The 12,008-nt window shown below is 72.4% G+C and carries 7 protein-coding genes; 6 read left to right on the forward strand and 1 reads right to left on the reverse strand.

Going from position 1 to position 12,008, the window contains the following annotated elements; genetic code table 11:
- Positions 1-254 precede the first annotated feature (254 nt).
- The 5 genes from ABD198_RS02410 (at position 255) to ABD198_RS02430 (ending at position 9,104) form a co-directional block, all read left to right on the forward strand.
- On the forward strand, positions 255-2,102 hold the full coding sequence (locus ABD198_RS02410; RefSeq protein ID WP_343997590.1) for a serine/threonine-protein kinase: 1,848 nt from the start codon (positions 255-257) through the stop codon (positions 2,100-2,102).
- Positions 2,103-2,178: 76 nt separating this feature from the next.
- On the forward strand, positions 2,179-3,549 hold the full coding sequence (locus ABD198_RS02415) for a serine/threonine-protein kinase (protein WP_343997591.1): 1,371 nt from the start codon (positions 2,179-2,181) through the stop codon (positions 3,547-3,549).
- Between the two features lie 107 nt (positions 3,550-3,656).
- Positions 3,657-5,432, forward strand: coding sequence for a serine/threonine-protein kinase (locus ABD198_RS02420; RefSeq protein WP_343997592.1), 1,776 nt, complete (start codon positions 3,657-3,659; stop codon positions 5,430-5,432).
- Positions 5,433-5,552: 120 nt separating this feature from the next.
- Positions 5,553-7,166 (forward strand): succinic semialdehyde dehydrogenase, encoded by a 1,614-nt coding sequence (locus tag ABD198_RS02425; protein WP_343997593.1) that lies wholly within the window; start codon positions 5,553-5,555, stop codon positions 7,164-7,166.
- Between the two features lie 102 nt (positions 7,167-7,268).
- Positions 7,269-9,104, forward strand: coding sequence for a GMC oxidoreductase (locus tag ABD198_RS02430; RefSeq protein WP_343997595.1), 1,836 nt, complete (start codon positions 7,269-7,271; stop codon positions 9,102-9,104).
- A gap of 143 nt (positions 9,105-9,247) precedes the next feature.
- Here ABD198_RS02430 and ABD198_RS02435 read toward each other — a convergent pair whose 3' ends face one another.
- Positions 9,248-10,288 (reverse strand): LAETG motif-containing sortase-dependent surface protein, encoded by a 1,041-nt coding sequence (locus ABD198_RS02435; protein WP_343997596.1) that lies wholly within the window; start codon positions 10,286-10,288, stop codon positions 9,248-9,250.
- Between the two features lie 225 nt (positions 10,289-10,513).
- On the opposite strand from ABD198_RS02435, the gene ABD198_RS02440 reads away from it, so the two are divergent.
- Entirely contained in the window at positions 10,514-11,746 is a 1,233-nt protein-coding gene (locus ABD198_RS02440) for a hypothetical protein (protein WP_343997597.1), read from the forward strand.
- Positions 11,747-12,008: the final 262 nt, after the last annotated feature.

A 12,008-nucleotide genomic window follows, 5' to 3' on the forward strand; every position in this document is an offset into this window, starting at 1 on the left:
GGAGACTGCCCGGCCGCCTCCGCCGGGCACCGCGCAGCCGGCCGGAAATGATCGGTGGGCCGCGCGAAACCGGACGCGCGAGTTCCTCGATGACGACGGAGAACGCACGCATCCGTACCCCCTGTGGTTGTCCGGCGCCTTGAACAGCGAGAACCATCACAGTGCGGTCTCCTTGCCACCCCGCCGGTTCCCAGGACAGGGCTTGGTCCCTACCCTGACCCCTGTCAAGACCATTGCGGGGCAACGTGAATCAGATGCAGGGCTCGCTCGTCGCGGGCCGCTACCGGCTCGCCGCGTCCATCGGCAGCGGTGGCATGGGCCGGGTGTGGCGGGCGCACGACGAGGTGCTGCACCGTTCCGTCGCCATCAAGGAACTCACCGCCGCTCTCTACGTATCCGACAGCGAGCAGGCGATGCTGCTCGCCCGGACCCGGGCCGAGGCGCGCGCGGCGGCGCGGATCAACCACTCCGCCGTCGTCACCGTGCACGACGTGCTGGAGCACGACAACCGGCCGTGGATCGTCATGGAGCTGGTCGAGGGCCGCTCGCTGGCGGACAAGGTCATGGAGGAGGGCCGCGTCGAGCCGCGCGAGGCGGCACGGATCGGCATGTGGGTGCTACGCGCGTTGCGCGCCGCTCACTCGGCGGGCGTACTGCACCGGGACGTCAAGCCCGGCAACGTTCTCCTCGGCGACGACGGGCGGGTGCTGCTCACCGACTTCGGTATCGCGCAGATCGACGGCGACACCGCCATCACCCGGACCGGAGAGGTCGTCGGCTCGGTCGACTACCTGGCGCCCGAGCGGGTCCGCGGCCACGACCCCGGCCCGGCCTCCGACCTGTGGGCACTCGGCGCCACCCTGTACACGGCGGTGGAGGGCAATTCGCCGTTCCGCCGCACCTCGCCGCTGAGCACCATGCAGGCGGTCGTCGAGGAGGAGGCCGACGAGCCGCGGCACGCGGGACCGCTGGCCCCCGTCATCAACGCGCTGCTGCTGAAGGACCCGGCCGACCGCCCCGACGCCGCCACCGCCGAGCGGATGCTGGCCGAGGTCGCGCAGGGACGCGAACCCGACGCGGCGCCGCTGTACGCACCGGCCGGGGCGGCGCGCCAGCCCCTGCCGCACGAGACCGGCACGAACGGGACCGTCGGCCGCCACACCCAGCCGACCGGCGCGACGACCGTCCAGCCGCCGCACGCCACGGGGCGCACGGCGGCGCAGTCGCCGCACCCGACCGGCCGGACCGCCGCACCACACCCGTACCCGACGGCACCGGCGGCCGCACCGTCACCCCATGCCACGACACCGGGGCAGCCGCCCTACGCGACCGCGACCGCGTCCGGCGCCACCGTCCCCGTCGCTCCCGGCTCACCGCACACCGGCCACCCCGGCGCGGGCGCGTCTGCCACGGGGGCCACCGGAGCCACTGGAGCCGCTCAATCCACCGGCCCCGCCCGGCGCAGCCGCCGGCGTCTGATCGCGCTGGTCGTCGCCGTCGCCGCGGTCATCGGCGGCGGCACCGCGGTGGTGCTGCAGGAGTGGGGCCAGGGCCGCAGCGGCGGAGGCAGGCCGGCCGCCTCCTCGTCGCCGCGGCCCAGCGCTTCCGCGAGCAAGGGCACCGAGTCCTCCGCCGGCCTCCCCAAGGGCTGGGTGCGGCGCACCGACCCGCTCGGCTTCAGCGTCGCCCTGCCCGGCGAGGACTGGCAGCGCAGTTACGACGAGGAGACCGGCCAGGTCGACTACTCGCCCGACGGCGGCAAGCACTTCCTGCGCATCGCCATCGACGAGGCCCCGGACTTCGACGACCCCTTCGAGCATCTGAAGTCCCTCGACTGGCAGCTGGGGCAGCGGCTCGTCGACTACCGGCGGATCAGTCTCGAGCGCGACGTCTACCGCGACCGGCCGAGCGCCCGTCTGGACCACAGCTGGACGGCGCTCGCCAAGGACACGCCCTTCCCCGGCCGGTACCGGGCGATCGACCACATGTATCTCTCGCACGAGGGCGTCGAGTACGCGCTCTACATGGCCTCCCCGGCCGGGGACTGGGCGACGACCGCCGAGCAGTTCAAGATGGTGCTCAAGGGCTGGCGCGAGCCCTGACACCGGCGTGTACCGGCCGCCGGTTGGCCGAATCGCCGTACCGGAGGGAACACATCCGGTGGGGCATGATGGGCCCATGGGGACCGAGGGGCAGTCCGGCAACGGCATGGGAACCGAGGGGCAGTCCGGCAACGGGTCGGTGCCGGTCAACGCCCGTGTCATCGCGGGGCGTTACCGCCTCGAGGCGCGGCTCGGCCGCGGCGGCATGGGTGTGGTGTGGCGGGCGACGGACCAGCTGCTCGGCCGGCGCGTCGCCGTCAAGGAACTCCCCGTCGACGAGACCCTCCCCGCGGAGGACGCCCGCCGCCGGCGCGAGCGCACCCTGCGCGAGGCGCGGGCGCTCGCCCAGCTGCAGCATCCGCACATCATCGTGGTCCACGACGTCGTGGAGGACGACGAACGCCCGTACATCGTGCTGGAGTTGATCGACGGCTGCTCGCTCGCGGACCGCATCGCCACCCGCGGCGCGGTGGACGCGCCGGAGGCCGCCCGCATCGGCATCCAGCTGCTCGGGGCGTTACGGGCCGCCCACGCCGCCGGCGTGCTGCACCGGGACCTCAAGCCCGCCAACGTGCTGCTGGAGAACGGCACCGACCGGGTCGTCCTCACCGACTTCGGCATCGCCCAGGTGCCGGGGGCCAGCACGCTCACCGAGACCGGCTCCTTCGTCGGCTCGCCCGAATACACCGCTCCCGAGCGGATGTCCGGCACCCGCGCCGGGCCCGAGTCCGATCTGTGGTCGCTGGGCGCGCTGCTGTGCGCCGCCCTCAGCGGCGAGTCGCCGTTCCGGCGCGACTCGATCAGCGGGGTGCTGCACGCCGTGGTCGTCGAGGAGATACGGCCTCCCGCGCAGGCCGAACCGATTCTGCCCGTGGTGCTCGGGCTGCTGGAGCGCGACCCGGACCGGCGGCTGGACGCGGACAGCGCCGAGCGGATGCTGCGGGCGTTCCGCGAGACGGGCCGCACCCCGCAGGTGCCGCCGCTGGGCTATCCGCCGGACGACCGCGGCCGGCCCCGCCTGCGCCGCCCGGCGCGGCGCGAACCCGACGCCGGGCGCCCGCCCGAGACGTACGGCCCGCCCGGCCCGGCGCACCCCGGCACCCGGCCGCCCACCCGGAGCGTGCTGGTGGCCGCGCTGGCCGTCGCCGCGATGGCGGCGGCGGGCGTGTCCGCGGCCGCACTGCTGATGGACCGTGACGACGACGGAGGCGGCACGCCCAGCAGCACCGCGCCCGAAACCCCCGCGAGCCCCTCGCACTCCCCGCCGCCCACGGCTCCCCGCTCGCCCGCCGTTCCCCGGTCGACGGCCGGCTCCGGCATCTCCGTCGCCCCTGGCGTGTCCTCCGCACCCGGCTCACCCTCCGCCTCCCGGACATCCGACGCGCCTCGAGCTCCAGGCACCTCCCCGCCGTCCAACACCCCCTCGCCGTCCGCCTCGACTCCCTAGGGGATGTCCGCATAAGTCGGAGATAAGACCCACGCGGAGTCACGGGTCTGTGACCGGTTGGGGATCGAAGTGGCTCCATGGCGGTTCGGCGCGATATTGATGGAGCCATGAGCAACAACGGGGGTGCCCGCTACGGGGCCGACGAGCCGACGAGTTTTGGCCTGCAACCGCCGAATCCCAACCCGCATTCGGCGGCCGTGCCGCATCCCGGCAACCCGTACTCCGCGCCCACCCAGGTGGCCCAGCACGCGTCCGGCGGTGCGCAGCAGCCTCCCGTCAACCAGCCTCAGCCGGCCCCGCCGCAGCAGCCGACTCCGCCGCAGCCCCAGCCGCAGGCCCCGCTGCCCCAGCCGCAGGCCCCGCTGCCCCAGCCGCACGCGCCGGCCGACCCCGGAGCCGGGCGTCTCATCGCCGGCCGCTACCGGCTGATCTCCAAGCTCGGGCACGGCGGCATGGGCACGGTGTGGCGGGCCAAGGACGAGACGGTGGACCGCGAGGTCGCCGTCAAGGAGCCCCGCGTCCCCGACCACCTTCCCGAGCGTGAACGGTCCAACGTCTTCGAGCGGATGCGCCGCGAGGCGCGGGCCGCGGCCCGGCTGGACCATCCCGCGGTGGTCGACGTCCATGACGTGGCCGTGGTGGACGGTCAGCCGTGGATCGTGATGGAGCTGGTCAACGGCCGTTCCCTCGGGGCCGTTCTGCAGGAGGAGGGCACCCTCTCCGCGCGCGAGGCGGCCCGGGTCGGCCTGGAGGTGCTCGGCGCGCTGGAGGCGGCGCACGCCGCGGGCGTCCTGCACCGGGACGTCAAGCCGGACAACGTCCTGCTCGGCCGGTACGACCGGGTCGTCCTCACCGACTTCGGCATCGCCCAGATCGAGGGCGAGACCGCTCTGACCGACACCGGCGGCTTCGTCGGCTCGCCCGAGTACATCGCCCCGGAGCGCGTGCTGGGCCAGCGTCCCGGTCCCGCCTCCGACCTGTGGTCGCTCGGTGTGGTGCTGTACGCGGCGACGGAGGGCGTCTCGCCGTTCCGCCGCAGCAACACCCCCGCCACGCTGCAGTCCGTCCTCAACGCCACGCCCGCGCCGCCCGCCTCGGCGCAGGGGCCGCTGGCCGAGGCCATCAACGGCCTGCTGCAGAAGGACCCGGCGCGCCGTCCGAACGCCGCTCAGGTGCGGGCCCTGCTGGAGGCCGCGGCGAACCCGCCCGAGCCGCAGCCCACTCAGATCGTCCATGTGCCGGTGCCCGGCTCCGGCGGCAAGGGCATCCGGATCGGCCGCAAGACGCTGGCCGGGCTGGGTGCCGCCGGCGTCGCGGCGGCCCTGGTCGGATACCTGGTCATCGCCGACCCGTTCGCCGGGCCGCTGCCGGACGACTGGAAGAAGCACGAGGAGAAGCACCTCGGCGCCACCGTCGCGGCGCCCAAGGGCTACCAGCGGTCCGGGCCGGAGGACAACGACCAGAGCCTCTGGGCGACGTACACCGACCCGAGCGGCGTCATCTCGATCCAGCTGACCCTCACCAAGCACGACGACCCGTCCGCCGACATCGCGGGCTCCGCCGATGCCGAGATGTACGAGGACGACGCCGACTTCAAGGACGGCTACTACGACCTCCGCATCCCCGACGATCCGAGCACCAAGACGTACCCGAAGCCCGACCTGACCTACAAGGGCAAGAAGTCCGCCGAGAACACCGTCGTCTACACCGCGGACGACAGCACCAACCCGGTGCCGCGCGAGGTGAGATTCTTCTACTACAGGACCTCCAAGGGCGACCTGTACGAGATGCGCATCGGCTACCCGGGCAAGGGCGACTTCACCGAACGGGGCCGCGAGGTGGCCGACAAGGCGATCCAGAACCTGGACATCAAGAACCTCTGAGCGACGGCAACGCCCTGATCAGGGGCTTTGTTGCCAGCGTTCACTGGCGCCGTGTGAGCGATCGGTGAATGTGTTACCGACGGGTACACAAAGCGGTCGCCCGGGCATACCCTGCCGCTCATGACGGACGCGCAGACCCGGGCCACGACCGGCACCAACCCCATAGCCCCCGCCCCGGCGGGCGCCCGCACCGCAGCCGATGTGGTCACGCCCGAACTGATCGCCCAGCTCACCAAGGGCATCGTGGGATCGGGCAGGACGGCCAACCACACCCCGTTCACCGGGGAGAAGCTCGCCGATCTGCCCGAATCGACGCCCGAGGACGTGGAGAAGGCGTTCGAGGCGGCCCGCGCCGCCCAGTCCGTCTGGCAGCAGACCCCGATACGGAAGCGGGCCGCCGTACTGCTGCGCTTCCACGACATTCTGCTGGAGCGTCAGGCCGAGGTCCTGGACCTGATCCAGCTGGAGACCGGCAAGGCCCGGCTGCACGCCCACGAGGAGGTGCAGGCCGTCGCCGTGGCGGCCCGCCACTACGGCCGCCGCGCCGCCGCCTACCTCAGGCCGAAGCGGCACACCGGCGCCATGCCGACCCTGACGAAGGTGACCGAACTGCGCCATCCGCGCGGCGTCGTCGGCCAGATAGCCCCCTGGAACTACCCGCTCGAACTCTCCGTCGGTGACGCCATCCCCGCGTTCGTCGCGGGCAACGCGGTGGTGATGAAGCCCGACACCGAGACCTGCCTCACCGCGCTGTGGGCCCGCGACCTGCTGATCGAGGCCGGACTGCCCGCCGACGTCTTCCAGGTGGTGCTCGGCGAGGGCCCCGTGGTGGGCCCCGAGGTCGTCAGGCACGCCGACTACGTCTCCTTCACCGGCTCCACCGCCACCGGCCGCCAGGTCGCCCGGAGCGCCGCGGCCCGCCTGGTCGGCGTCTCCCTCGAACTCGGCGGCAAGAACGCCATGCTGGTGCTCGACGACGCCGACCTGGACAAGGCCGCCGCGGGCGCCGTCCGCGCCTGCTTCTCCTCCGCCGGCCAGCTGTGCATCTCCATCGAGCGGCTCTTCGTCCACGAGTCGGTCGCCGACGCCTTCCTGGAGCGCTTCGTCGCCCGCACCAAGGCGATGCGCCTCGGCAACGCCCTCGCCTACGGCGCCGACATGGGCTCCCTGGTCGGCGAACGCCAGCTGACCGCCGTCACCCGGCACGTGGAGGACGCGGTCGCCAAGGGCGCCACCGTGCTCACGGGCGGGCAGGCCCGCCCCGACATCGGCCCGTACTTCTACGAGCCGACCGTCCTCGACGGCGTCCAGGACTCCATGGCCGTCTGCGCCGAGGAGACCTTCGGCCCGGTCGTGTCCATATACCGCTTCGGCAGCGACGACGAGGCGATCGAGCGCGCCAACTCCACCCCGTACGGGCTGAACGCCTCGGTGTGGACCAGGAGCGCCCGGCGCGGCCGCGAGATCGCCGCCCGGCTGCGCACCGGCACCGTCAACATCAACGAGGGCTACGCACCCGCCTACGGCAGCGTGCAGTCCCCGATGGGCGGTATGAAGGACTCCGGCCTCAGCCGCCGCCACGGCTCCGAGGGCATCCTCAAGTACACCGAGGCCCAGACCGTCGCCCACCAGCGCCTGCTGCCGATGGCCCCGTCCCTCGGCATGGACGACGAGAAGTACGCGGCCTTCATGAGCCGCAGCCTGAGGGTGATGAAGGCACTTCGCTTCAGGTGAGGTGCCTTCGGGAGAGCGGAGCCGCACGAGGTGTGCGGCTCCGCCGCGCCGGCGCGCGCACCAAGGGACGATCTGCACGCGAGACTCAATGAGGAGTACAGGGTGGCCCAGGACACGTACGACTACGACGTCATCGTGGTCGGATCCGGCTTCGGCGGATCGGTCAGCGCGCTGCGCCTGACCGAGAAGGGCTACAGCGTCGGCGTGCTGGAGGCCGGCCGCCGCTGGACCCGTGAGTCCCTGCCCAGGAACTCCTGGGACATCAAGAACTACCTCTGGGCCCCCAGGCTCGGCATGTACGGCATCCAGCGCATCCATCTGCTGGGCAACGTCATGGTGCTGGCCGGCGCGGGTGTCGGCGGCGGCTCCCTCAACTACGCCAACACCCTCTATGTGCCGCCCAAGCCGTTCTTCGAGGACCCCCAGTGGGGGCACATCACCGACTGGCAGGAGGAGCTGAAGCCGTACTACGACCAGGCGCGGCGCATGCTGGGCGTGCGGCTCAACCCGACGATGACCCCCTCGGACGTGCACCTCAAGGCGGCCGCCGAGCGGATGGGCTGCGGCGACACCTTCCACATGGCGCCCGTCGGTGTCTTCTTCGGCGACGGCGAGGACGCCGACGGCACGGTGAAGGCGAAGCCCGGCCAGGAGGTGCCGGACCCGTACTTCGGCGGCGTCGGCCCCTCGCGGCGGGCCTGCGTCGAGTGCGGCGAGTGCATGACCGGCTGCCGGCGCGGCGCCAAGAACACCCTCAACGAGAACTACCTCCACCTCGCCGAGAAGGCGGGCGCGGTCGTGCACCCCATGACGACGGTGGTGTCGGTGACGGAGGACTCGCAGGGCGGGTTCGCCGTCGCCACGCTGCCCACCGACAACCGCCGCAAGGGCGAGGGCCGGACCTTCCGGGCCCGCCGGGTGGTGCTGGCCGCCGGCACCTACGGCACCCAGACCCTGCTGCACCGCATGAAGGCCAATGGGCAGCTGCCGCACCTGTCGGACAAGCTGGGCGAGCTGACCCGCACCAACTCCGAGGCGCTGGTGGGCGCCCAGACCGACAACCGCCGCTACCGCAAGGTCACCGGCGCGCCCAAGGTCGACTTCACCCGCGGTGTGGCCATCACGTCCTCCATCCACCCGGACGCCGACACCCACATCGAGCCGGTCCGCTACGGCCGCGGCTCCAACGCGATGGGCGGCCTGTCCGTCCTCCAGGTGCCGTACGCGGCCAGCGGCAAGGGCTCGGCCCGGGTGCTGGGCTGGCTGGCCAATGTGGCCCGGCACCCCTGGCTGATGCTGCGGTCGCTGTCCAACCGGCGCTGGTCGGAACGGACCATCATCGGCCTGGTGATGCAGTCCGTGGACAACTCCCTGACGACCTATCTGAAGCCGTCCGGCCTCGGCCGCGGGCTGCTCACCGCCCGGCAGGGGCACGGCAACCCCAACCCCAAGCAGATCAAGGCGGCCACCGAGAGCGCCTCCGCCCTCGCCGAGGAGATCAACGGCTTCCCCGGCTCCAACGTCGGCGAGCTGACCGGCATGCCGCTCACCGCCCACTTCCTCGGCGGCTGCCCCATCGGCGCCAGCAGCGACACCGGGGTGATCGACCCGTACCACCGGCTGTACGGCCACCCCGGCATCTCCGTCGTGGACGGCGCCGCCGTCTCGGCGAACCTCGGGGTGAACCCGTCGCTGACCATCACCGCGCAGGCCGAGCGGGCGATGTCGTTCTGGCCCAACAAGGGCGAGGAGGACCCGCGTCCGAAGCAGGGCGAGCCCTACCGCAGGATCCAGCCGGTCGAGCCCAAGTCCCCGGTGGTCCCGGCGGACGCGTTCGGCGCGCTGAAGCTGCCGTTCCTTCAGGTGCCTGCGGTGCCGCAGAAGAAGAAGCAGCCGGAGAAGCAGCAGACGGAGAAGAAGCGGCCCGAGAAGCAGTAGCTGAAGAAGCAGTGGTCGGCGAGCCCCGGGGCGAAGCAGCCTCCGAGCCCCGGGGCAGGAAACACAAAGTGAGGACCTGCGCTCCCCTCCGAGCACAGGTCCTCACCGTTGTTCCGGGGTGTTCCGGAGTGGTCCGGGCGTGATTACGCCTCGGCACCCGCCTTGCGGCGGCGCACCACGAACACGGCACCGGCACCGGCGACGACGGCGAGACCGCCGGCCAGGCCGATCATCGGAAGCGCGGAGCTGGAGCCGGTCTCGGCGAGGCTGCCGGTGACCTCCGGCGTGCCGCTGCTCGGCTTCTCGTCCGTGACGGGAGCCTTGCCGCCTTCCTGCGGCTTGGTGCCCTCGGTGTTCGTGCCCGCGGCCACGATCTGGAAGCGGTACGACGCGGCACCGAAGCCGGTGCACTCGGCGTCGGCGTCACCGTAGATCGTCACGCCGAAGGAGAACGCGGCGCCGGCCGGGGCGGACGGCTTCACGTTCAGGCGCAGCGGGATGTCGACCTCGTAGCCCGGCTCGAGCTCGTCGGTCCAGCCGACGTAGCCCACCGCGTAGCCCTCCGAGTCGAGGTCGAACCAGACCTTCTCGGCCGGGTCGTAGGCCTGGACCTGGACCTGCTTGCTCTTGAACAGCTGCTCCCACTCCTCGTCGGCGGAGGCGCCGGCGAAGAAGCCCAGGTCCTGGAGCGTGGAGTCGGAGTTGTTGGCCACGTTCAGCGTGAACTTGTGCCAGCCGCTGCCTGCGGCGATCTTGCCCGGCAGGCCGGAGATGCTGATGTCGACCTTGGTGTCCTCGCACTCGGCCGGGACCGGCTCCTCCTCGTCGTCCTCCGGCGCGGAAGTGCTGGGCGCGGGGCTGGACGGCGCGGTGCTCGGGGTGTCCTCCGGAGCCGGGTCGCCGGTGGACTCCTCGTCCGACGGCTCGGCGGTGTCCTTCGAGCCGTCGTCGCTCGGCTTGTCGGTGTCGTCCGTCTCGCCCTCGGGCGCGGTCGACTCGGTCGTCTCGTCCGAGGACGGCTCGGTCGACGTGTCGCCGTCGTTCGTCCCACCTTCGACGGGCGACTCGCTGGCGGAGACGGCGGGAGCCGGCTCGGTCGCGTAAGCGGCCGGGGCCGCGAGCAGGGCGACCGGGGCGATCACGGCCGTAGCGGCCGCTGCTGCCATGGCGCGGCGAAGCTTCATGTAGACCTCGGAAAGTCCGGCGCGCCACGAGGTGCGGCGCGCATTGGGGGAGGCCTGCCCGCGTGTGGGGCGCGGATGGGGCCTTGGTTTTGGTGTTTGATCAGTGAGCCGGGTGAAAGGTTGTTCGGAATCTCACGGAATTTTTATGTGAGGTGGATCACTAGTTCGATGTGATCGCCGACGGCGTACGCTCCCAGACCAAAACCCCGACAGAAAGCCGTTGTTGTGGCCGCCGAGCAGTCGTCCGAGGAACCCGCACCGGAGTCGTCCGCGATACCCGACGACGTATGGGAGAAGTTCGCCCAGGACAGCGAGCGCGACATCCGCGCCTCCGCGCCCAGGGAACCGTCCGCCAGGGCGCGGATGGTGACCGAGCGGCTGCGGGCGATGGACGAGCAGCGCGCGAGGGAGGGCGCGAACGGCCGGCGACGCTGGGGCCGGCGCAGGCCCGCCCGCCCCGCCGAGCCGGAGGGCTGGCGCACCGGACCACCCACCTGGCACGACCTGGACGGCGGCCGGAGCAGCCGCCGCCGCACGGTCTGGAGCATCGTCGGCGTGCTGCTCGCCGCCGCCGTGGCGCTGGTCGCGGTGAAGCCGGGCCTGCTGTCCCACCTGCCCGGCGGGCTCGGCGATCACTTCGGGGAATCCTCGGACGAGGGCGCGGCGCCGTCCCCGCTCGCCCCGGAGACCGCCCGGCCCACCGGCCCGCCGTCCGACGGCCCCGGCGGGGTCCCCACGCGTGAGCGGCCGTTCGCCGGATCGCCCGCCGCCCGCTGGGAGTCGGGAGCGGACGCCATCCGGCTGCCCGAGGCCAAGGCCATGGGCGGGGTCTCCGCCGAGCGGATCGAGGACGCCCTGCGCAAGACCAAGGAGTTCCTCGTCGCCGCGAACCTCGATCCGCAGGTGCTGCAGGGAGGCGAGCCCACGAAGGCGCTCGCCCTGGTGGACCCGCTGGAGAAGGACTACCTCCAGAAGCTGCGCGCCGGGCTGCGCAAGCCCACCGAGAAGAACGACCCGGTGGTGACCTTCTCCCGCTTCGACCCCGAGCAGGTCGAGATCCTCGACGACGTGCGGGTGCGCGGCCGCATCACCGTGGAGCCCGCACGGGGAGCCAAAGGCAAGGCCGTGATCAAGGCGGACTACACCTTCGTGTACGCGGCACTGCACGCCGGTGGCGGCGACGAGGTGGCCCGCGCCATCGTGCGCCGCGGCCTGGAGGTGGCCGTGCTGGACCTCGCCAAGTACCAGGGCACCGAGGGACGCCTGTGGATCTCCGACGTCCGCAGCGAGATCAACAACGACGACTGCAAGGACGGCGACGGGGTGATCCGCCCCCGGTTCCTCGCCGGCCGGCAGACGGGGCCCGGCACGACCGGCGCGCCGGTCGACCCCTACGACCGCAGCAGGGAGCTGCCCGGCGGGGGCACCGGCGGCTGCGGCGTCATCAGCCGCAGCTGAGGCGTACGGCGGTGCCTCGCGGCGTCCGAGGTTTCATGGATCGCGCCTGGTCGCCGCGGGTGAGCGAAGGTCCGAGTGTGCCCGAGCATGCGAAGGGCCCCGCGGGGCGGAGCCGCGGGGCCCTTCCTTCGTCAGCACCGGCGTCAGGGCAGCACCGGTGCCTGGGGGAAGCGGCGCCGGGGGGGGGTGCCTCTATGTCTTTCGTCAAGCGAGGCGTGGGGTTCTGGGTTCGTAGAAGGTGCCGTCGCGGAGCATGGCGAAC

It is taken from the genome of Streptomyces thermocarboxydovorans (genome assembly GCF_039524635.1).
Taxonomy (GTDB): Bacteria; Actinomycetota; Actinomycetes; order Streptomycetales; family Streptomycetaceae; genus Streptomyces; species Streptomyces thermocarboxydovorans.

Coding starts and splice junctions, on each gene's coding strand:
- ABD198_RS02410 (WP_343997590.1), top strand. CDS start 255: ATGCAGGGCTCGCTCGTCGCGGGCCGCTACCGGCTCGCCGCGTCCATC.
- ABD198_RS02415 (WP_343997591.1), top strand. CDS start 2,179: ATGGGGACCGAGGGGCAGTCCGGCAACGGCATGGGAACCGAGGGGCAG.
- ABD198_RS02420 (WP_343997592.1), top strand. CDS start 3,657: ATGAGCAACAACGGGGGTGCCCGCTACGGGGCCGACGAGCCGACGAGT.
- ABD198_RS02425 (WP_343997593.1), top strand. CDS start 5,553: ATGACGGACGCGCAGACCCGGGCCACGACCGGCACCAACCCCATAGCC.
- ABD198_RS02435 (WP_343997596.1), bottom strand. CDS start 10,288: ATGAAGCTTCGCCGCGCCATGGCAGCAGCGGCCGCTACGGCCGTGATC.